Source organism: Pseudomonas sp. BIGb0176 (assembly GCF_024810175.1).
Taxonomy (GTDB): Bacteria; Pseudomonadota; Gammaproteobacteria; order Pseudomonadales; family Pseudomonadaceae; genus Aquipseudomonas; species Aquipseudomonas protegens.
Genome location: NZ_JANUEC010000004.1, coordinates 1 through 21,153, shown reverse-complemented (window position 1 = coordinate 21,153; position 21,153 = coordinate 1). Strand labels below are relative to the sequence as shown.

Sequence of the window (21,153 nt, the reverse complement as noted above, 5' to 3'; positions counted from 1 at the left end):
TCCGATCTGCCCCTTCGAACCGATAGTACTGACAAAACCCCGCCTAGCAAGAGCCTCGCTCGTAAAGAGAAGGGGATTGGCAGCGACCTGTTTTTGAGCTTAATGTATTTGTCACGATGACAATTACAAATATTTAGCATCAGTGCGTGCGAGGTCGGCTGAATCCTTTTCTCTGCGGTTCAACAGAGGCAATGCCATGAGCGATAACAACAACAAAATAACTCAAGCGATGCACGACAGCGGCCTGCCGCGTCGGGATTTTCTCAAGTACAGCGCAGCGGCGGTTGCCGTGGCCGGGGCGTTTTCAATGGGCTTGCCGCAACGCGGCTGGGCCGGGGAGGCCACCCCGAAAGCGGGCGGCGTGCTACGCATGGGCCTGGCCGGTGGCAGTACTACCGATTCTCGTGATCCAGGTTCATGGAGCGACACCTTTACCTTTGTCGGTTTCTCGGCGGTGTACAACACCCTGAGCGAAATCGGCGTCGATGGCACGGCGATCCCCGAGCTTGCCGAGCGCTGGGAATCCAGCCCCGATGCACGCATCTGGACCTTCACCTTGCGCCAGGGGGTGACCTTCCATAACGGCAAGACTCTGGATGCTGGCGATGTGGTCGCCTCAATCGGGCATCACCTGGGCGACAAGTCCACCTCGGCGGCCAAGACTGTGCTCGGCGATGTTGCCAAGGTCAGCGCCCAGGGCAATGACACCGTGGTGTTCGAACTGCATTCGGGCAATGCCGACTTCGCCTACGTGGTGGCCGATTATCACCTGGTGATCATGCCCGCCAAGGACGGCGCCGCCGACTGGCAGGCCGGGATCGGCACCGGCGGTTATCGCCTCAAGGGCTTCGAACCCGGCGTGCGCATGGACCTTGAGCGTAGCCCGGATTACTGGAAAGCCGGCCGCGCGCATTTCGCCAGCGCCGAGTTGCTGGCCATCGCCGATGGCGCCGCGCGGGTCAACGCCCTGGTCACCGGCCAGGTCGATGTGATCAACAAGGTCGATCTCAAGACTGTCGCCTTGCTCAAGCGCAACCCCAATCTGGTCATCGAAGAGACCAAGGGCGCCCAGCACTACACCTTCCCGATGCTGACCGACAGCCAGCAGTTCCAGGACAACAACATCCGTCTGGCGCTCAAACATGCGATCAACCGCGAAACCCTGCTGGCCTCGGTGCTTTATGGCTATGGCCAGATTGGCAACGACCACCCGATCCAGCCCGGTAGTCGCTTCATCAACAGCGCCCTGGAGCAGCGTGGCTATGACCCGGACAAGGCGCGTTTCTACCTGCGCCAGGCCGGGGTCGATTCGCTCAAGGTGCGCCTGCAGGCTTCCGATGCCGCTTACACCGGCGCGGTGGATGCCTCGGTACTGTTCAAGGAGCAGGCACGCCAGGCCGGTATCGACATCGACGTGGTGCGCGAACCTGCCGACGGCTTTTTTTCCAATGTGTGGATGAAGCAGCCCTTCACCACCTCGTTCTGGTACAGCAGCCTGACCGCCGACCGCATGTTCAGCATCGGCTACGCCAAGGGCGCGGCCTGGAACGAGACGCGCTGGGACAACGCCCGTTTCAACCAGCTGCTCAACGCCGCTCGCGGCGAGATGAACGCGCCGCTGCGCCAGGAGATGTACAACGAAATGCAGGCCCTGTGCCGTGACGAGGGCGGGGCGATCGTGCCGCTGTTCGCAAGCTCCGTGGCCGCACGCTCCAAGCGCGTGGCCCACGGCGGGCTGACCGCGCCCTACGGCGAGCTCGATGGCCTGCGCTTGATCGAGCGCTGGTGGCAGGCGTAAGCCCGACACTTTTTGCACCTTTCTTCGTTGATCCTGTTCGAGGAGCTGTACGGTGAATAGCCTTTGCAAACTGTTGCTCCAGCGCCTGGCCCTGGGCCTGTTGTCGCTGTTGGCGGTGTCGGTGATCATCTTCCTGGCCGTCGGCATGCTCCCGGGCGATGTCGCCCAGGCCATGCTCGGCCAGGCGGCAACTCCCGAGACCGTCGCTGCCTTCCGTGCCCAACTGGGCCTGGATCTGCCGCCGCTGACCCGCTTCGGCCACTGGGCCTGGCAACTGCTGCACGGTGACCTGGGCCTGTCGCTGGCCAACCAGCGGCCGATTGCCGAGCTGATCGGCACGCGCCTGGGCAACACCTTTACCCTGGCCTTGCTGGCGGCGCTGGTGTCGGTGCCGGTAGCCTTGCTGCTGGGCATGCTCGCGGCGCTGTACCGCAACAGTTGGTTCGACCGCCTGCTCAACACCAGCGCCCTGAGCGCGGTGTCGTTCCCGGAGTTTTTCGTCGCCTATATCCTGATCCTGGTGTTCGCGGTCAAGCTCAACTGGTTGCCGAGTATCTCCAACCTGGCTCCGGGGGCATCGTTCGCCGAGGTGCTGGAGCGCTCGCTACTGCCGGTGCTGACCCTGAGCCTGGTGGTGGTCGCGCAAATGATGCGCATGACCCGCGCGGCCTTGATCAACGTGCTGGCCAGCCCCTATATCGAGATGGCCCGGCTCAAGGGCATCAGCCAGGCGCGGATCATCTTCCACCACGCCTTGCCCAATGCCCTGGCACCGATCATCAATGTGGTGGCACTGAACCTGGCCTACCTGGTGGTCGGCGTGGTGGTGGTCGAGGTGGTGTTCGTCTATCCGGGGCTCGGCCAGTTACTGGTCGACTCGGTGTCCAAGCGCGATATCCCGGTGGTGCAGGCCTGCAGCCTGATCTTCGCCGCCACCTACATCCTGCTCAATACCACGGCCGACGTGCTGTCGATTGCCAGCAACCCACGCCTGATGCATCCGAAGGGGTAAGCCATGAGCCTGATCAAAGCGTTGTTGCGGGCGCCCATGAGCGCCCAGTTCGGCCTGCTGGTGATTGTTGCCTACATACTGGTGGCGCTGTTCGCGCCGGTGCTGGCGCCGTATGGCGAGACTGAAGTGGTCGGCGAAGGTTTTGCGCCCTGGGGCGGGCAGTTCCTGCTGGGTACCGATAACCTGGGCCGCGACATGTTCAGCCGCCTGGTGTATGGCGCGCGCAACACTCTGGGGATTGCCTTCCTGACGACGCTACTGGCCTTTGCCGTCGGCGGTTTCTGCGGGCTGGTAGCGGCGATCAGGGGCGGCTGGATCGACCAGGGCCTGTCGCGGCTGGTGGATATCCTCATGGCCATCCCGCAGCTGATCTTTGCCTTGCTGATCCTCAGCGTGGTCGGCACCAACGCCACCTCGCTGGTGCTGGTGATCGCGCTGCTGGATGCCACCCGGGTGTTTCGCCTGTCACGGGCGGTGGCGATGACCGTGGTGGTCCAGGACTTCGTCGAGGCCGCCCGGCTGCGTGGGGAAGGGCTGTGGTGGCTGGTCAGCCGCGAGGTGCTGCCCAATGCCGCCGCGCCGCTGATTGCCGAGTTCGGCCTGCGTTTTTGCTTCGTGTTTCTGTTCATCAGTGCGTTGTCGTTCCTGGGCCTGGGCATCCAGCCGCCGACCGCCGACTGGGGCAGCATGGTCCGCGACAATGCCGTGCTGATCACCTTCGGCGATATCAGCCCGCTGCTGCCGGCCCTGGCAGTGGCGCTGATCACCGTCAGCGTCAACTTTGTCGTGGACTGGGTGCTGCATCTTTCCAGCGGCCTGAAGGAGTGCTGAGCATGACCGTTCATCCAAGTGAAAAACCGCTACTGGAAATCCACGACCTGCGTATTGAAGGTCATTATCAGGACGCTTGGCACCCGCTGATCAAAGGCATCGACTTGAGCTTGCAGCGGGGCGAAGTACTGGGCCTGATTGGTGAATCGGGGGCGGGAAAGTCGACTCTGGGCCTGGCCTCCATGGGTTATGTGCGCGACGGTTGCCGTATCACGGGTGGCTCGGTGCGCTTCGATGGCCAGGAACTGGTGGGCGCCAAGCCCGAAGCCCTGCGCAAGCTGCGCGGCCTGCGTATCGCCTATGTCGCGCAAAGCGCGGCGGCCTCGTTCAACCCCGCGCACCGGCTGATCGACCAGCATGTCGAAACCGCGGTAAGGAACGCTGGTATCGAGCGTGCCAAGGCACAAGCCGAAGCAGTGGAGCTCTACCGCATACTGCGTCTGCCCAACCCCGAGCAGATCGGCCAGCGCTACCCGCACCAGGTCTCCGGCGGTCAGTTGCAACGGGTGATGACCGCCATGGCCATGGCCTGCCACCCGGACCTGATCATCTTCGACGAACCGACCACGGCGCTGGATGTCACCACCCAGATCGAAGTGCTGGTGGCGATTCGCGATGCGGTGAAAACCTACGGGAGCGCCGCCTTGTACATCAGCCACGACCTGGCAGTGGTGGCGCAAATGGCCGACCGCATCATGGTTCTGCGTCACGGCAAGCTGGTGGAGGAGGCCGACACCCGGACCATGCTCGACGCCCCACAGCAGGATTACACCAGATCGCTGTGGGCAGTACGTAGCTTGCGCACCGAACCCAAGCCGTGCCCACCGCAGGCAACACCGCTGCTGGAGGTACGCAAGGCCAGCGCCAGCTACGGCCATCAGCCGGTGCTGCATGATGTCTCGCTCAAGCTCTATCGTGGCCAGACCCTGGCGGTGATCGGCGAGTCGGGCAGCGGCAAGAGCTCTACGGCACGCTTGATCACCGGGTTGTTGCCGCCGACCAGCGGCCAGGTGTTGTATGACGGAAAAGCGCTGCCAGCTGATTATCGCCAGCGCAGCAAGGAGCAATTGCGCCGATTGCAGATGATTTACCAGATCCCCGACACCGCGCTCAACCCGCGCCAGCGCATCGTCGACATCATCGGCCGGCCGCTGAGTTTCTACCTCGGCCTCAAGGGCCAGGCGCTGCGCCAGCGGGTCGCCGAGCTATTGGAGATGATCGAGCTGGACCCGGCGTTGTACATGGATCGCCAGCCCCGCGAACTGTCTGGCGGGCAGAAGCAGCGAATCTGTATCGCCCGGGCTCTGGCGGCCGAGCCGCAACTGATCATCTGCGACGAAGTCACCTCGGCCCTCGACCAACTGGTGGCCGAAGGCGTTCTGAAGCTGCTCAACCGCATCCAGCAGCAACTGGGCGTGGCCTACTTGTTCATCACCCACGACGTCGCCACCGTGCGCGCCATTGCCGACGAGGTACTGGTGATGCAGCGTGGGAAGGTGGTCGATCACGGCTGCCGGGAGGAGATCTTTACCCCGCCGTACCGCGACTACACCGGCTTGTTGTTCTCCAGTGAGCCAGAAATGGATCCGGACTGGCTCGACCATTTGCTGGAGAAAAGGGCGCTGGTTTCCTGACTTGGCCATGGCAAGAATAGCGCCCCTTTGATCAAGTGGCCGTGCTTCCTGTTCTGGCAGAGGCGTAATGCCCCTTGAGCCGCACGACAAAGGAGAGCAAGCAGGCGGCCACCACATTACGAACCGCGCCGTTTCGGTGATGGACTTGTGGCGTTTAAAGGGCCTCCAAGCCAGCTGCCGAGGCGGGCTGCGCAAAACGGTTTGCATGTCGTGCCGCCCGGCGCTCTGGAGCGCACGGCATACGCGGGGCCAGCCATGCATTGCGCTCCAACGGAGTGGGGCAGGTATCAACCATCGGAGTGAGTGCCGCAAGACCCAGCGGCAAATTGCAATCGACGCAGCCCCTTGATGAACGGTACAATCGCGCCTCGAAGCTCGGCTGCGGAACGCCGTCGAGTGCTCAATTACGGTTAGGTCCTATGCTTTACATTGCAACGATTCGTTTTAGTCAGTGGTGGCGCTTCCAATAGGAAGCGGCACGTCGTTGCGGTTTTTTAACCGAACCCTGCCGCCGTAATCGGCAAGCAGGGATCAAGGATCTAATAGCTCTCCGGCACGGCGGCTCCAAACCCCAGGAGAACGCTGCATGCCAATCAGTCTCCCCACGCAGTACACCTTCGCCCGGCGGCAATGCCATCGGGTGCATCGTCATGCCCAACGTTCTGTCGGCTTGCGCTGGCGATGGCCGACGATGGCGTGGCGAGCTGAGCGACATTGCATAGATAAGGCGGTTCAATTCCATCACCTTGTCTGCCCTGCCGACAGCTTGCAGCCTTCGGGTGCGCAAGCTCGCCCGGCACGCTCCACTGCGCTTGTGTATATCAATGTGCATATCGACACCCTGAGTTGCATGCACACCTACTTTAAAATCAATAAGTTGGAGCATGTATGCTGCTGATGATTGATAACTACGACTCCTTCACCTACAACGTCGTCCAGTACCTGGGCGAGTTGGGAGCTGAGGTGAAAGTAGTGCGCAATGACGAACTGACCGTGGCTCAGATCGAGGCGCTCAAGCCCGAGCGCATCGTGGTCTCGCCCGGGCCTTGCACGCCGACCGAAGCCGGTATTTCCATCGAGGCGATCAAGCATTTCGCCGGCAAGCTGCCAATTCTCGGCGTATGCCTGGGGCATCAGTCCATCGGCCAGGCCTTTGGCGGCCAGGTGGTGCGTGCCCGGCAAGTGATGCACGGCAAGACCAGCCCGGTGTTCCACCGTGACCTGGGGGTGTTCAACGGCCTGAACATGCCGCTGACCGTAACCCGTTACCACTCGCTGGTGGTCAAGCACGAGAGCTTGCCCGAGTGCCTCGAAGTCACGGCCTGGACCCAGCTGGAAGACGGCTCCGTCGACGAGATCATGGGGTTGCGCCACAAGACGCTGAATATCGAGGGGGTGCAATTTCACCCCGAGTCTATTCTCACCGAGCAGGGCCACGAGCTGTTCGCCAACTTTCTCAAACAGAGCGGCGGCACGCGCTAAGGACTTTTCATGGATATCAAGACTGCCTTGAGCCGTATCGTCGGCCACCTGGACCTGAGCACCGAAGAAATGCGTTCGGTAATGCGTGAAATCATGACCGGCCAATGCACCGATGCGCAGATTGGCGCCTTCATGATGGCCATGCGCATGAAAAGCGAAAGCATCGACGAGATCGTCGGTGCGGTATCGGCAATGCGCGAGCTGGCGGACCGGGTCGAGCTGAAAACCCTGGATGGCGTGGTGGATGTAGTGGGCACCGGCGGCGACGGGGCGAACATCTTCAACGTGTCCACGGCTTCCTCCTTTGTGGTCGCAGCGGCCGGTTGCACTGTGGCCAAGCACGGCAACCGCGCGGTGTCCGGCAAGAGCGGCAGCGCCGACCTGCTGGAAGCGGCAGGGATCTATTTGAACCTGACCCCGGTCCAGGTGGCGCGCTGCATCGATAACGTCGGCATCGGCTTCATGTTTGCCCAGTCCCATCACGGGGCGATGAAATATGCCGCCGGCCCGCGTCGCGACCTTGGCCTGCGCACCCTGTTCAACATGCTCGGCCCGCTTACGAATCCGGCCGGAGTCAAGCATCAGGTGGTAGGCGTGTTCACTCAGGCGTTGTGCCGGCCCTTGGCCGAAGTCTTGCAACGCCTGGGCAGCAAGCACGTTCTGGTGGTGCATTCCCAGGATGGTCTGGACGAGTTCAGCCTGGCTGCGCCCACCTATGTGGCCGAGCTGAAGAATGACCAGATCACCGAGTACTGGGTACAGCCCGAGGATCTGGGCATGAAGAGCCAGAGTCTGTTCGGCCTGGTGGTGGAAAGCCCGGCGGCCTCCCTGGAGCTGATCCGCGATGCCCTGGGGCGCCGCAAGACCGAGCATGGCCAGAAGGCCGCCGAAATGATTGTGCTCAATGCGGGTGCGGCGCTGTATGCCGCCGATCATGCCAGTAGCCTGAAAGAGGGCGTGGCCCTGGCTCACGACGCCTTGCACACCGGCCTGGCCCGGGAGAAGCTCGAAGAGCTGGGTGCCTTTACCGCGGTGTTCAAGCAGGAGAATGAAGGATGAGTGTGCCGACAGTTCTGGAAAAAATCCTCGCCCGTAAAGCCGAGGAGGTTGCCGAGCGCAGCGCCCGCGTCAGCCTGGCCGAGCTGGAAACCCTGGCGCGTGCTGCCGATGCACCACGGGGTTTCGCCCGGGCCTTGCAGGATCAGGTCAAGCTCAAGCAGCCGGCAGTGATAGCCGAGATCAAGAAGGCTTCGCCGAGCAAAGGCGTGATCCGTGAGAACTTCGTTCCGGCGGACATTGCCAAGAGCTACGAGAAAGGCGGTGCCACTTGTCTGTCCGTGCTGACCGATGTCGATTACTTCCAGGGTGCCGATGCGTACCTGCAGCAGGCCCGCGCCGCCTGCAAGCTGCCGGTGATCCGCAAGGACTTCATGATCGACCCGTACCAGATCGTCGAAGCCCGTGCCCTGGGCGCCGACTGCGTATTGCTGATTGTCGCTGCGCTGGATGACGCGCGGATGGCGGAGCTGGCGGCGTTGGCCAAGGGCGTTGGCCTGGATGTGCTGGTGGAAGTGCATGATGGTGATGAGCTGGAGCGGGCGTTGAAGACCCTCGACACACCGCTGGTTGGGGTCAACAACCGCAACCTGCACACCTTCGAAGTCAATCTGGAGACCACCCTCGACCTGCTGCCACGCATTCCCCGCGAGCGCCTGGTGATTACCGAGAGCGGCATCCTCAACCGTGCCGATGTCGAGCTGATGGAAATCAGCGATGTCTATTCGTTCCTGGTGGGTGAGGCGTTCATGCGTGCCGAAAGCCCGGGCAGCGAATTGCAGCGTCTGTTCTTCCCTGAGCGCGGCGTGCCGGTCAGCGGCTCGACCCTGGACTGAACCCGTGACAATGAACAAGCCGGCGATGCCGGCTTTTTCATGCCTATCGCCAAGGATTTCTACTGCCATGACTCAACCCCTTGCCTTGACTGTCGAAGCCGGCCTGCAGGCCGAGCAAGATCTGCTGGCCCTGGTGTGTACCGGTGAACAAGAGTTCGGCCTGCTGTTCTGGCAGCCCAGTGACCGGGCGCTGGTGATGCCTCGGCGCTTGAGCCGCCTGCCTGGATTTGAACGGGCCTGCGAGGAGTCGGCCGCCAACGGCTGGCCGGTGCTGTTGCGCGAAACCGGCGGCGAGCCGGTGCCGCAGTCGGCGGCCACGGTGAACATCGCCCTGGTCTACGCCCCGCCGCGCAGCGAAGGGGATCAGGGCCGGATCGAAACCGCGTACCGGCGCCTGTGTCAGCCGATCTGCGACCTGCTCAGCGAGCTGGGGGGCAACCCGTCATTGGGCGAAGTGGAAGGGGCGTTCTGCGATGGTCGCTTCAACGTCAACCTGGACGGGCGCAAGATGGTTGGCACCGCCCAGCGCTGGCGTCAGAGCAAGGGTGGCCAGCGGCCAGTGGGCCTGGTGCATGGTGCCTTGCTGCTGGATAACGAACGCGATTCGATGGTGAACGCGGTCAATACTTTCAATCAGGCCTGTGGCCTGGAACAGCGCTGCCGGGCCGAAAGTCATATCGCCCTGCACGAGGCCTTTGCGGCGCCCGATGCGCTAGTGCGGTTGGAGAGCCTGTACCGACAGATGCTCAAGGGCTTCCTGGGGGATTAGCGGGTGCCGAATACCACCATGGTCTTGCCCTTGACGTGAACCAGGTTGCGTTCTTCCAGATCCTTGAGGACGCGACCGACCATTTCCCGTGAACAACCGACGATCCGGCCGATTTCCTGGCGGGTGATCTTGATCTGCATGCCATCCGGGTGGGTCATGGCGTCCGGTTGCTTGCACAGCTCCAGCAGGCAGCGGGCCACCCGCCCGGTCACGTCGAAGAACGCCAGGTCGCCGACCTTGCGCGTGGTGTTGCGCAGGCGCTGGGCGATCTGCCCGCTGAGCACATAGAGGATGTCCGGGTCGTTCTGCGACAGTTCGCGGAACTTGGCGTAGCTGATCTCGGCAACCTCGCACTCTACCTTGGCGCGCACCCAGGCGCTGCGCTGCTGCTCATGGCCGGCCTCTTCGAAGAGCCCCAGTTCGCCGAAGAAGTCTCCGGCATTGAGGTAGGCGATGATCATCTCCCGACCGTCATCGTCTTCGATGAGGATGGTCACCGAGCCCTTGATGATGAAGTACAGGCTGTCGGACACATCACCGGCGCAGATGATGTTGCTCTTGGCCTGATACCGGCGGCGTTGACAGTGCATGAGCAACTTGTCGAGATTTTTGATCTTGGGGGTGGGGGCAATAGCAACCATGGTTGTATCCCGAAAAGACTGCACGGTATGAGGTGTTTTTTTTTATGGGGCGTAAAACGAAGGTGTTGAACGCTGGCGATGCGCCAGTCATTTGGCGTCAGCTTAACAGACACGTCCTTGGCTCAATTAAGATTTTTCTTATCGAAAACCGGTATTGAGGGACAAACGGTCAAAGCGCTGTGGCTGGAAAACCCTGTGCTAAGCTGGCGACCCTTTTTTAACAGTGGAGTCTTGGCGATGAAGGCACGCATCCAATGGGCTGGCGAAGCCATGTTCCTCGGCGAATCGGGCAGTGGCCACGTAGTGGTGATGGATGGCCCGCCGGAAGCCGGTGGCCGCAACCTGGGTGTTCGCCCTATGGAAATGCTCCTGCTCGGCGTGGGCGGTTGCAGCAACTTCGATGTGGTCAGCATTCTCAAGAAGTCGCGCCAGGCGGTTGAAAGCTGCGAGGCGTTCCTGGATGCCGAGCGTGCCACCGAAGACCCCAAGGTCTTCACCAAGATCCACATGCATTTCGTGGTCAAGGGCCGGGGCCTCAAAGAGGCCCAGGTCAAGCGGGCCATCGAGCTGTCTGCCGAGAAATACTGCTCGGCGTCGATCATGCTCGGCGCGGCCGGTGTGGCCATCACTCACGATTACGAAATCGTCGAGCTGGGCTGAACCCGCGCGGATTCTGGCGGTAAAAGAAAAGGGCGCTTCGATAGCGCCCTTTTTGATGCCCGTGGTTTGGAATCAGATCCGGTAGGTGCTCTTGGTCATGACCTTGGCCAGCAGGCTCATGCCGAATTTCACCGGCGCCGGGAAGCGGAACCCGCCGGCTTCGAGCGCGGTTTCAGCGTGATGTTCTTCGTCGATGCGCATCTGTTCGAGAATCGCTCGGGACTTTTCGTCTTCGGCCGGCAGTTGCTCCAGATGCTCGTTCAGGTGCTTGCACACCTGGTCTTCAGTGGCGGCAACGAACCCCAGGCTGACCTTGTCGCTGATCAGGCCTGCCGCGGCGCCGATGCCGAAGGACAAACCGTAGAACAGCGGGTTGAGCACGCTCGGGTGGCTACCCAACTGGCGGATGCGCTGTTCGCACCAGGCCAGGTGGTCGATTTCTTCTTCGGCGGCATGTTCCATGGCCTGGCGTACCTGAGGCAGCTTGGCGGTCAGGGCCTGGCCCTGGTACAGCGCCTGGGCGCAGACTTCCCCGGTGTGGTTGATGCGCATCAGGCCGGCCACGTGCCGGGTGTCCTCGTCACTCATCTGCGCTTCCGGCTGCACGATGGCCGGCGACGGGCGATAAGGTTGGCCGCTGAAAGGCAGCAGCGTGCGCATCGCCATATCGGCTTGCAACAGCAGGCGGTCGATCGGCGAGTAGTGACGTTGGGTAGTCATGCTTATCTCCGGGAGAAATCTCGGCGGCCAGTTTACTCCAATCAAAGGAGCGAAAACTGCGCTGGATCAGCGCACCCTCGTCCTCGATGGTCCGAGAGGGCGCTGCGCAAGGGGTGGGTGGGGGCAATCAGCCCGGCGGCCAGTTCATCTGGCGCTGACCCAGCACGTGCATGTGAATGTGATACACGGTCTGCCCACCCAGCTCGTTGCAGTTCATGACCACCCGGAAGCCGTCTTCGCAGCCTTGCTCCTTGGCCAGGCGCTGGGCGGTGAACAGAATGTGTCCGGCCAGGGTCTTGTCGTCCTCGGTGAGGTCGTTGAGGGTACGGATGGGTTTCTTCGGGATCACCAGGAAATGCACCGGCGCTTGCGGGGCAATATCGTGGAAGGCCAGAACCTGGTCGTCCTCGTAGATGATCTTCGCGGGTATTTCTCTGTTGATGATCTTGGTGAACAGAGTATCCACAGCTGTTTCTCCATTGGGTTGGTCCGGGCCGAGTGTACTCAGGTGCACAAGGTGCGCCCAGCCCCGACTCTTAACGTGGGCAGTAGGCCCGATTGACGTAACCGACGATCTTGCGGGTCAGCCAGCGTGAACTCAGGCGGGCGCTGAAGGCCATCCAGCGGTTCAGGCGGCCGGGAATGATGATGGCGCGGTTCTTTTCCAGGGCGCGGATCGCATACAGCGCGACCTCCTCGGGGCTCATGAGCAGCTTGCTGTCCTTGAGTTTGGTGGTGTCCATTTGTGCGGTGCGGAAAAATGCGGTGCGGGTCGGCCCCGGGCAGAGTACCGAGACCTTCACCGCGCACTTCTTCAATTCTTCGCGCAACCCTTCGGAGAAATGCAGGACATAGGCCTTGCTGGCGTAGTAGCTGCTCATCCAGGGGCCGGGATAGAAGGCTGCCACCGAGGCGACATTGAGGATCTGCCCGCCGCCCAGCAGCGCCATGCTGTTGCCCAGGGCATGACACAGGCGGGTGAGGGCGAGGATGTTGACCTCGATCAGGTCCTGCTCGGTCATCCAGTCCTGGGCCAGGAACGGGCCGCTGGTGCCGATGCCGGCGCAATTGACCAGCAGGTCGATCTGCCGGTCACCCTCCTCCAGCTCCAGCAGGAAACCGGACAGGCGCAGTGGTTCGCCCAGGTCGCAGGCGCGGAACAGCACTTCGACGCCGAAGCGCTGGGTCAATTCCAGGGCGATGCATTCCAGCTGATCACGCTGACGGGCCACGAGAATCAAGTTACGGCCGCGCCGGGCCAGTGCTTCGGCCAGGGCCAGGCCTATGCCGCTGGAAGCACCAGTGATCAGAGCGTAACGGGTCATGCATTTCTCCATCGCAACGGCCGGCGGCCTGCGACGGGGAGGGTCGCAGGCCCGGGCGCGTTTATTCTTGCTCGGACTCGGATTCTACAGGGGCGGCGATATCGGCGGGTTCGGCATCTTCATCGGCGTTGCTGGAGTCGATGCTTTCGCTGTAGCTGGTTTCGCTGTAGCGATCTTCCAGGGAGCTCAGACCGCCGGCCACCATGCCCACGATCAGCACGACGATCAGGACGACCCACATCCAGGACAGCACCTTGACGGCGGTGGTGTTGGGCGGTGGTGGTGCGCCGTAGCGGTTGGCCACGTTGCTGCCCGGGCTGACCATCAGCACCAGAGGGAAGATGCTGCCGACGATGGGCACGAAGTTCAGCAGCCACAGCCAGCCCGACCAGCCGAGATCGTGCAGGCGCTGCACGCTGATCTGAATGCTGACCACGAGGAAGCCGATGAAGACCACGATGCCGCCGACAATCCCCAGGCCGGTGAGCAGGGTGGAATTGAACACCGCCGCGGACAGGATACCGAAGAAGGCGCCTACCCCGACCACGGCCAGCATGGCCACCGTCAGGACCAGAGTCCAGGCCAGGTAGCGCAGGCGACCGATACGGCCTTCGAAGCTGAATACGTTGAGTGCGGCGTATTGTGGGATTGCATCGCCTACTACGGCTTGCGGGGGCGCATAGGGTGACTCGCTGAGGCTGCTGGCCCTGGGTGTGGGGGTTACTGCGTCTAGATCCAGCTTCAGGGCCTGCTCGGATTCGATGCGGGCATCGATCCCGGCGTTCTTCAATGCTTCCAGATAGCGCTGGGCGTCGGCCTGCGTCAGGTCGCGCTTGAGCTCCACCTGCTGGCCGCTGAACAGGCGTTCTACGGCGGCCGCATCGCTTTTGAACAGTTCGGCGAGGTTCAGTTGGGCAGTGGCTTTTTCCACGCCGGGCAGCAATGTGCCGTCGAAAACGATCTTGTAGCGGGTTTCGCTCATGGGGGCATCCCTGTCACTTGAAAAGAAGGTTTACATAAAAGACCGACAGTTTAAGGCCAGCGCCCCTCGGCTGGCCAAAAAACTAATGAGAACGGGTTAACGTGGCCAGCGTTTGCTCAGTTGGCTGGCGCGTTGCTGGGCCGCCTGATATTCGCTGTCCAGGCGCGCGATCAATTGGTCGACGCTGGGCAGGTCGTCGATTTCACAGACCCCCTGGCCTGCGGACCAGACGGTTTTCCAGGCTTTTGCCTCATCACTGATGGGTTTGAGCTTGGAGCCGAAGTTGATCTCACCTTTGCCTTGCAGGGCGGCCAGGTCGAAACCTGCGTTCTCCAGGCTTTGGCGCATGAAGCTGGCAGGTACTCCAGAAACCGCGGCGGTATGCACGATGTCGGCGGCTCGAGAGCTGAGTAGCATCTCTTTATAGGCATCCGGTGCGTGGCTTTCGGTGGTACCGATAAAGCGGGTGCCCAAGTAGGCGAGGTCGGCGCCAAGCAGCTGTGCGGCAAGAATCTCGTGGCCCCGGTTCAGGCAGCCGGCCAGTAGCAGGGTCTTGTCGAAGAACTGGCGGATCTCGGCGACCAGAGAGAAGGGGCTCCAGGTGCCTGCATGGCCACCCGCTCCGGCTGCGACGGCGATCAGCCCATCGACACCCGCCTCGGCGGCTTTCTCTGCGTGCCGGCGGGTGGTCACGTCATGAAATACCAGGCCGCCGTAGCTGTGCACGGCGTCCACTACTTCCTTGACCGCGCCGAGGCTGGTGATGACGATCGGTACCTTGTGCTCGATGCAGATCTGCAAGTCGGCCTGCAGCCGTGGATTGCTGTTGTGCACGATCAGGTTCACGGCGTAGGGAGCAGGGTTCTCCAGCTTGGCCAGGCCCGCTTCGATCTCCTCCAGCCAGGCCTTGAAACCGCTGCTTTCGCGCTGATTGAGGGCGGGAAAGCTACCCACCACACCATTGCGACAGCAGGCCAGGACCAGTTCCGGGTTGGAGATCAGAAACATCGGCGCGGCCACCAGGGGCAGGCGCAGACGTTGTTCGAGCAAAGCGGGCAGTGACATTGGAGTACCCCCAGGGAAGCGACTAGTTAGAGTTAGAACGGCCGTACAACGACCAAAATTACAATAGCCAGCAATATCAGAACCGGTACTTCATTGAACCAGCGATAAAAGACATGGCTGCGGGTGTTTTCGCCACGGGCGAAGCGCTTCACTTGCGCGCCGCACATGTGGTGATAGCCGATGAGGATGACCACCAAGGTCAGTTTGGCGTGCATCCAGCCGCCCTGGCCGAAATACGCGCTGGGGTTGAGGCTGATCAGCCAGATGCCAAAGATCAGTGCCGCGATCATCGCAGGCCCCATGATGAAGCGGTACAGCTTGCGTTCCATCAGGCAGAAGCGCTCGCGGCTGATGCTGTCCTCGCTTTGGGCGTGGTAAACGAACAGGCGTGGCAGGTAGAAAAGGCCGGCAAACCAGCAGACCACGCTGACGATATGAAAGGCTTTGAGCCATAGATAGAGCATTTTTAGTTATTCCCAGGTTCACGGTGGCGAAGATAGTAGAGGGTAGAGCGTCCGCACGTCACCTTGACGGTTGTCGCAGGGGCGCGCCGCCCCTATTATCGGCAGCTTTCCAGTGGGTTCGTTGAGGGCAGGTTTATGGTCAAGGTCGGTATCGTCGGCGGCACGGGTTACACCGGTGTCGAACTGCTGCGTCTGTTGGCACAGCATCCGCAAGCGCGAGTGGAAGTCATCACTTCGCGATCCGAGGCTGGCCTGGCCGTTGCCGATATGTACCCGAACCTGCGTGGCCATTACGACGGCCTGGCGTTCAGCGTGCCGGATATCAAGACCCTTGGTGCCTGTGACGTGGTGTTCTTTGCCACCCCCCATGGCGTGGCGCATGCACTGGCTGGCGAGCTGCTGGCTGCGGGGACCAAGGTCATCGACCTATCGGCAGACTTCCGCCTGCAGGATGCCGATGAGTGGGCCAAGTGGTACGGTCAGCCTCACGGTGCTCCTCAATTGCTGGACGAAGCGGTCTACGGCCTGCCGGAAGTCAATCGCGAACAGATCAAGAAAGCCCGTTTGATTGCGGTTCCTGGCTGCTATCCAACCGCAACCCAGCTCGGTTTCCTGCCGCTGCTGGAAGCCGGCCTTGCCGACACTTCCCGGCTGATCGCCGACTGCAAATCCGGTGTCAGCGGTGCTGGCCGTGGCGCCAGCGTCGGGTCGCTGTACTCGGAAACTTCCGAGAGCATGAAGGCCTATGCGGTCAAGGGGCACCGTCATTTGCCGGAAATCCGTCAAGGCCTGCGCCGGGCAGCAGGCAAGGAAGTTGGCCTGACGTTCGTACCGCACCTGACGCCGATGATTCGCGGTATCCACTCCACGCTCTACTCCACGGTGGTGGATAAGTCGGTGGATCTGCAGGCGTTGTTCGAGAAGCGTTATGCCAATGAGCCGTTTGTCGATGTAATGCCGGCCGGCAGCCATCCGGAGACCCGCAGTGTGCGGGGTGCCAACGTGTGCCGGATTGCCGTGCACCGGCCGCAGGATGGTGATCTGGTAGTGGTACTGTCGGTCATCGACAACCTGGTCAAGGGCGCTTCGGGCCAGGCGGTGCAGAACCTCAATATCCTGTTCGGCCTGGATGAGCGTCTGGGGCTGTCCCACGCGGGCATGCTGCCTTAACGTCGTTTTTGCGTGAACAAAAAGGCCCGTCTGACGGGCCTTTCTGCTTTATACGGGTGGCTGTACGACTATTGATATACCGTAACAATAGTTGACCGCTTTTCTGGGAGAAGCGGATAATGCGCGTCATTACGCAGTATGGCGGCTTAACGCCGGGAGATAGTCAGCATGAGCGTTGAATCCTTCACCCCCACGGCTTTGCAATTCACTCAAGGTGCAGCGCACAAGGTGAAGACCCTGGTCGATGAAGAGGGTAATGATCGCTTGAAGCTGCGCGTATTCGTTACGGGCGGCGGTTGTTCGGGGTTTCAGTACGGTTTCACTTTCGATGAGGAAGTGGCCGAGGATGACACCATCGTCGAGCGCGAGGGCGTGAGCCTGGTGGTCGATCCGATGAGCTTCCAGTACCTGGCCGGTGCTGAAGTGGACTACCAGGAAGGCCTGGAAGGTTCGCGGTTCGTGATCAAGAACCCCAATGCCACCACTACCTGTGGTTGCGGGTCGTCGTTCTCGATCTGACCAGCCGGCAGTAGCCATTCGCCGAACGCCGCAGGGGCCTGGGATCCTGCGGCGTTTTGCTGTCTGCTGTTCAAGCCGGGTAGATGGCGCCTAGTACACGCAGGCCACGGGCGCCGGTGACGCTGGGCCGGTTGGCAGCGATGCCTTCCAGGCAGCAGTGGGCCAGCCAGGCAAACGCCATAGCCTCTACCCAGTCGGGATCTACGCCATACGCCGCAGTGCTGCTGACCCGTGTTTGCGGGAGGAGGGCTGCCAGGCGGCCCATGAGCGCTGCGTTATGCGCGCCGCCGCCGCACACCAGCAGCTCCTGGGTGTCACTTTGAGCGCTCTGCAGCGAATCGACGATGGTTAGAGCTGTCAGTTCGAGAAGGGTAGCCTGCACGTTTTCGGCGGCAATAGCGCCCCGTGCCCTCAGATGCCGCTGTAGCCAATCAAGATTGAATACCTCGCGCCCGGTGCTCTTCGGGCCTTGGGTGGCGAAGAACGGGTCGCTGAGCAGGGCTTGCAGGAGGGGCGGATCAACCTGGCCGCTGGCAGCCCACTGGCCATTGCGGTCGAAGTTCTCTGCGCGTTGGGCCTGGATCCAGGCATCGAGCAGGACGTTGCCCGGGCCACAGTCGAATCCGGCCACCGGCTTGGCGGTTTCGATCAGGCTCAGGTTGCTGAACCCGCCAACGTTCAGCACGGCGCGGTTTCCCGGGCGCTGGTCGAACAGGGCTTCGTGAAAGGCCGGAACCAGCGGCGCGCCTTGCCCGCCCGCTGCCACGTCGCGGCTGCGGAAGTCGCTGACGACAGTGATCCCGGTCAGCTCAGTGAGCAGGGCTGGGTTGCCGATCTGCACCGTGAACCCGCGGCTTGGCTCATGGCGCACGGTTTGTCCGTGGCTGCCGATAGCGCGAATGTCTTGAGGGTGCAGTTGCTGTTGTTGCAGAAGCTGGTTGATGGCCTGGGCGGCCAGTTCGACCCAGTGCTGTTGGGCGATGGCGGAACGGGCGATCTCGTCGGGGCCACTGGCGCACAAACCCAGGAGTTCGGCGCGCAGGGTATCGGGCATGGGGATGTAGCGAGTGGCGACCAATCTGAGCGCCGGGCTTTGCTCGATCAGGGCGATGTCCAGGCCATCAAGGCTGGTACCGGACATCACACCTATATAGAGCGCCATGGCTTAGCGCTTGCTCGAGGCCAGCATCGTGGCCTTTTCCTGATCCATCCGGGCCATCAGAGGCTGGCTCTGCTGCAGGAAGCGTGCTCGTTCGGCCTTGGCGATCGGGTCGGCCATGGGCAGCTTCTGGCCCAGCGGATCCACGTGGACACCGTTGACCTGGAACTCGTAGTGCAGGTGCGGTCCGGTGGACAGCCCGGTGGTACCGATATAGCCGATGACCTGGCCCTGTTTCACCGAGCCGCCAGTCTTCACACCCTTGGCAAAGCCCTGCATGTGGCCGTACAGGGTGCGGTAGGTGTTGCCGTGCTGGATGATCACGGTATTGCCATAACCGCCACGACGGCCAGCTAGCAGCACCTTGCCATCACCGGCAGCCTTGATTGGCGTGCCCCGTGGCGCGGCATAGTCCACGCCCTTGTGGGCACGGATCTTGTTCAGAATCGGGTGCTTGCGGCCCATGGAAAAGCGCGAACTGATGCGAGCGAAGTCCACAGGTGTACGGATGAAGGCCTTGCGCATGCTGTTGCCATCAGCGGTGTAGTAGCTGCTGGAACCCTGTTTGTTGGTGTAGCGCACTGCGGTGTAGGTCTTGCCACGGTTAGTGAAGCGCGCGGAGAGGATATTGCCTGTACCGACTACCTTGCCGTTGGCGACTTTTTGCTCATAGATCACGTCGAATTCGTCACCCTGGCGAATATCCTGGGCGAAGTCGATGTCGTAGCCGAAAACGTTGGCCATATCCATGGTCAGGCTGTGGGACAGCCCGGCGCGTGCGGCAGACTGCGAAAGCGAGCTGTTGATGACGCCGTGGACATAGGCAGAACGAACCACTGGCTTGGTGATCACGCGGCTGAACGTAAAGCCCTTGGGGCCTTTGGTCAGGGTGATGGTTTCCAGGTCGCTGACCTTGCTGTGCAGGTTGTTCAGTTGGCCATCAGGCGTCAGCTCGAACTCCAGCTTCTGGCCATGCTTGAGCTGGGAGAACTGCTTGGCCTGCTTGTCGCTGGCCAGTACTTCATGGACAGAAGTGGCTGGCAGGCCAACCTTTTCAAAGAGTGTGGAGAGGGTGTCGCCCTTGGTGACCAGAACTTCCCTGTGGCCGGGGGCTTTTGGCTCCTCCACGGCAGCAGGCACAGGTGCGGTTTCTGCGGTTTGCGTGGTGTCTTCGGCGGTGTTTTCGATCTGTGCGAAAGGTGAGGCAACGGCCTCGCTTGTGGCTTGTTCGGTGGATGCGGCGTCTTGATCTTGTGTCAGTTGCTCGATCGGGCTTTCCAGATCAAGGCTCAATGTCGTTTTTTTTGCTTCTACATCACTGGATGGAAATACCAGAAGGGCCAAGCTGAGAAGGGCCGCGATGCCACTTGCGGCGAGCAGGTGGCTCTTCGGATAAAGCGGTGGCGCTTTAGACGGTTCGGTGGTCATAGGTAATTTGACTTTGAAAAGATGAAATGGAAAAGATGAATGACATGATGAAGATGAAATAACTGTATAAAATATAACCAAATCATCTGTGACGCAAGGGCGCGGGCACTCTGCTTTCGGAATGCTCCCGTACGCCGGGCAAAACTTGTAATTAGTCCATGATCTTGTATGGTTGGTTCCCTTTTGAATCTGAGCCTTGCGGGTCTGTTATGAAGTCGGTTGAAGAGCAGCTAGCGCTGATCAAACGTGGTGCGGAAGAGTTGTTGGTCGAGTCCGAGTTGATCGAGAAGCTCAAGCGCGGCGAACCGCTGCGCATTAAGGCTGGCTTCGATCCGACGGCGCCGGATCTGCATCTCGGGCATACCGTACTTATTAATAAGCTGCGTCAGTTCCAGGACTTGGGTCACCAGGTAATCTTCCTGATTGGCGACTTCACCGGCATGATCGGTGACCCCAGTGGCAAAAGTGCCACGCGCCCACCCTTGACTCGCGAGCAGGTCCTGGAAAACGCAGAGACCTATAAAAGCCAGGTTTTCAAGATTCTTGATCCTGCCAAGACTGAGGTGGCTTTCAACTCCACCTGGATGGACAAGATGGGGCCGGCGGACTTCATTCGTCTAACTTCCCAGTACACCGTTGCGCGGATGCTCGAGCGCGACGACTTCGACAAGCGCTATTCGACCAATCAGCCGATTGCCATTCATGAGTTCCTGTATCCGTTGGTGCAAGGCTATGACTCGGTGGCATTGCGCGCCGATGTCGAGCTGGGCGGTACCGACCAGAAGTTCAACCTGCTGATGGGGCGTGAGCTGCAGCGCGGTTACGGTCAGGAGGCTCAGTGCATTCTGACCATGCCATTGCTCGAAGGGTTGGATGGCGTCAAGAAGATGTCCAAGTCTCTGGGTAACTATGTCGGTATCCAGGAGGCGCCTGGCGTGATGTACGGCAAGCTGGTGTCCATTCCTGATGCGTTGATGTGGCGTTACTTCGAGTTGCTCAGCTTCCGCTCCATGGATGAGATCAATGCATTCAAGGCGGATGTAGATGCTGGCGCTAACCCGCGTGACATCAAGATCAAGCTGGCCGAAGAGATTGTTGCGCGCTTCCATGGTGAAGAGGCTGCTGCAAATGCTCACCGTGCCGCAGGTAACCGCATGAAAGATGGCGAGCTGCCTGATGATCTGCCGGAAATCGAGCTGGTTGCTGCCGAGGATATGCCGATTGCGGCTGTCCTTAATAAGGCAGGGCTGGTGAAGAACGCCGCAGTGGCTCGGGATCTTCTAGGTTCGGGTGGTGTGCGGGTGGATGGTGAGGTTGTCGATCGCACCTATATATATGCAGTAGGTTCAACCCATGTGTGCCAAGCCGGCAAGAAGGCATTTGCACGTATTACGCTTAAATCCGAATAAAACTGAAAATAGGTGTTGACGGCGAATTATATCTCTCTATAATTCGCCCCACTTCCGGCGCAGTCGAAACGGAAAACTCCTTGAGATTCAATGAGTTGCGCAGTTTTCGACAGCGGTTACGCTTCAGTTCATCGAAGCCAGAAGCAGTTGGTAAGGCAGTCAGTTTTCGCCTTATTAACGATTCGATCCTCTC

General features: G+C 61.0%; 22 protein-coding genes. 12 read left to right on the top strand and 10 right to left on the bottom strand.

The annotated features are described in order from the left end of the window. Positions 1 to 196: 196 nt before the first annotated feature. From M2395_RS23155 to M2395_RS23120, 8 genes are all read left to right on the top strand, one after another. Complete coding sequence (locus tag M2395_RS23155; RefSeq protein WP_123431046.1) at positions 197 to 1,798, top strand: ABC transporter substrate-binding protein; 1,602 nt, start codon at positions 197 to 199, stop codon at positions 1,796 to 1,798. Between the two features lie 52 nt (positions 1,799 to 1,850). Further along, positions 1,851 to 2,810, top strand: coding sequence for an ABC transporter permease (locus M2395_RS23150; protein ID WP_011063804.1), 960 nt, complete (start codon positions 1,851 to 1,853; stop codon positions 2,808 to 2,810). 3 nt (positions 2,811 to 2,813) lie between these two features. Beyond that, a complete protein-coding gene (locus M2395_RS23145; RefSeq protein WP_011063803.1) occupies positions 2,814 to 3,641 on the top strand; it encodes an ABC transporter permease in 828 nt (275 codons plus the stop codon). Positions 3,642 to 3,643: 2 nt separating this feature from the next. Next, positions 3,644 to 5,275 (top strand): ABC transporter ATP-binding protein, encoded by a 1,632-nt coding sequence (locus tag M2395_RS23140; RefSeq protein ID WP_011063802.1) that lies wholly within the window; start codon positions 3,644 to 3,646, stop codon positions 5,273 to 5,275. A gap of 888 nt (positions 5,276 to 6,163) precedes the next feature. Further along, a complete protein-coding gene (locus tag M2395_RS23135) occupies positions 6,164 to 6,757 on the top strand; it encodes an aminodeoxychorismate/anthranilate synthase component II (RefSeq protein ID WP_011063801.1) in 594 nt (197 codons plus the stop codon). Between the two features lie 9 nt (positions 6,758 to 6,766). After that, positions 6,767 to 7,816, top strand: a complete 1,050-nt coding sequence (trpD, locus tag M2395_RS23130; RefSeq protein ID WP_011063800.1) for an anthranilate phosphoribosyltransferase — start codon at positions 6,767 to 6,769, stop codon at positions 7,814 to 7,816. Next, positions 7,813 to 8,649 (top strand): indole-3-glycerol phosphate synthase TrpC, encoded by an 837-nt coding sequence (trpC, locus tag M2395_RS23125; RefSeq protein WP_123431045.1) that lies wholly within the window; start codon positions 7,813 to 7,815, stop codon positions 8,647 to 8,649. The genes trpD and trpC overlap by 4 nt, the downstream gene beginning before the upstream one ends. Before the next feature lie 67 nt (positions 8,650 to 8,716). Beyond that, the gene (locus M2395_RS23120) at positions 8,717 to 9,418 is read left to right on the top strand and encodes a lipoyl protein ligase domain-containing protein (RefSeq protein WP_015637240.1); all 702 of its coding nucleotides are present in this window, start codon (positions 8,717 to 8,719) and stop codon (positions 9,416 to 9,418) included. Here M2395_RS23120 and crp read toward each other — a convergent pair. Continuing rightward, positions 9,415 to 10,059 (bottom strand): cAMP-activated global transcriptional regulator CRP, encoded by a 645-nt coding sequence (gene crp, locus M2395_RS23115; protein WP_011063797.1) that lies wholly within the window; start codon positions 10,057 to 10,059, stop codon positions 9,415 to 9,417. The genes M2395_RS23120 and crp overlap by 4 nt on opposite strands. 237 nt (positions 10,060 to 10,296) lie before the next feature. Between crp and M2395_RS23110 the strand changes: the two genes are divergently transcribed. Beyond that, entirely contained in the window at positions 10,297 to 10,719 is a 423-nt protein-coding gene (locus M2395_RS23110) for an OsmC family protein (protein WP_009045862.1), read from the top strand. 72 nt (positions 10,720 to 10,791) lie between these two features. On the opposite strand, the gene coq7 is transcribed toward M2395_RS23110, so the two are convergent. The 6 genes from coq7 to hemJ all read right to left on the bottom strand — a co-directional run bounded on the left by coq7 (position 10,792) and on the right by hemJ (position 15,275). Further along, a complete protein-coding gene (coq7, locus tag M2395_RS23105; RefSeq protein ID WP_011063796.1) occupies positions 10,792 to 11,439 on the bottom strand; it encodes a 2-polyprenyl-3-methyl-6-methoxy-1,4-benzoquinone monooxygenase in 648 nt (215 codons plus the stop codon). A 127-nt stretch (positions 11,440 to 11,566) separates the two neighbouring features. Next, positions 11,567 to 11,905, bottom strand: a complete 339-nt coding sequence (locus M2395_RS23100) for a histidine triad nucleotide-binding protein (protein ID WP_011063795.1) — start codon at positions 11,903 to 11,905, stop codon at positions 11,567 to 11,569. A gap of 70 nt (positions 11,906 to 11,975) precedes the next feature. Continuing rightward, the gene (locus tag M2395_RS23095; RefSeq protein ID WP_015637239.1) at positions 11,976 to 12,764 is read right to left on the bottom strand and encodes an SDR family oxidoreductase; all 789 of its coding nucleotides are present in this window, start codon (positions 12,762 to 12,764) and stop codon (positions 11,976 to 11,978) included. Between the two features lie 61 nt (positions 12,765 to 12,825). Then, positions 12,826 to 13,746 carry a DUF805 domain-containing protein gene (locus tag M2395_RS23090; protein ID WP_015637238.1) on the bottom strand — a complete coding sequence of 307 codons (921 nt, stop codon included), beginning with the start codon at positions 13,744 to 13,746 and terminating at the stop codon, positions 12,826 to 12,828. A 96-nt stretch (positions 13,747 to 13,842) separates the two neighbouring features. Further along, a complete protein-coding gene (locus tag M2395_RS23085) occupies positions 13,843 to 14,811 on the bottom strand; it encodes a nitronate monooxygenase family protein (RefSeq protein ID WP_019092762.1) in 969 nt (322 codons plus the stop codon). Positions 14,812 to 14,843: 32 nt separating this feature from the next. Continuing rightward, entirely contained in the window at positions 14,844 to 15,275 is a 432-nt protein-coding gene (gene hemJ, locus M2395_RS23080) for a protoporphyrinogen oxidase HemJ (RefSeq protein ID WP_011063791.1), read from the bottom strand. Between the two features lie 135 nt (positions 15,276 to 15,410). Here hemJ and argC point away from each other — a divergent pair, with 135 nt between their 5' ends. Continuing rightward, positions 15,411 to 16,445 (top strand): N-acetyl-gamma-glutamyl-phosphate reductase, encoded by a 1,035-nt coding sequence (argC, locus tag M2395_RS23075; protein ID WP_015637236.1) that lies wholly within the window; start codon positions 15,411 to 15,413, stop codon positions 16,443 to 16,445. 168 nt (positions 16,446 to 16,613) lie between these two features. Then, complete coding sequence (erpA, locus tag M2395_RS23070) at positions 16,614 to 16,964, top strand: iron-sulfur cluster insertion protein ErpA (RefSeq protein ID WP_011063789.1); 351 nt, start codon at positions 16,614 to 16,616, stop codon at positions 16,962 to 16,964. 70 nt (positions 16,965 to 17,034) lie between these two features. Here erpA and M2395_RS23065 read toward each other — a convergent pair whose 3' ends face one another. Both M2395_RS23065 and M2395_RS23060 read right to left on the bottom strand, forming a co-directional pair. Next, on the bottom strand, positions 17,035 to 18,126 hold the full coding sequence (locus M2395_RS23065; RefSeq protein WP_077934861.1) for an anhydro-N-acetylmuramic acid kinase: 1,092 nt from the start codon (positions 18,124 to 18,126) through the stop codon (positions 17,035 to 17,037). A 3-nt stretch (positions 18,127 to 18,129) separates the two neighbouring features. Then, positions 18,130 to 19,551, bottom strand: coding sequence for a peptidoglycan DD-metalloendopeptidase family protein (locus tag M2395_RS23060; protein ID WP_011063787.1), 1,422 nt, complete (start codon positions 19,549 to 19,551; stop codon positions 18,130 to 18,132). 209 nt (positions 19,552 to 19,760) lie between these two features. On the opposite strand from M2395_RS23060, the gene tyrS reads away from it, so the two are divergent. Then, on the top strand, positions 19,761 to 20,960 hold the full coding sequence (gene tyrS, locus M2395_RS23055) for a tyrosine--tRNA ligase (protein ID WP_053154182.1): 1,200 nt from the start codon (positions 19,761 to 19,763) through the stop codon (positions 20,958 to 20,960). Here the strand turns inward: tyrS and M2395_RS23050 are convergent. Further along, positions 20,947 to 21,153 (bottom strand): hypothetical protein (locus tag M2395_RS23050; protein ID WP_221181929.1); only part of this gene is annotated, 207 nt, incomplete at its 5' end. The genes tyrS and M2395_RS23050 overlap by 14 nt on opposite strands.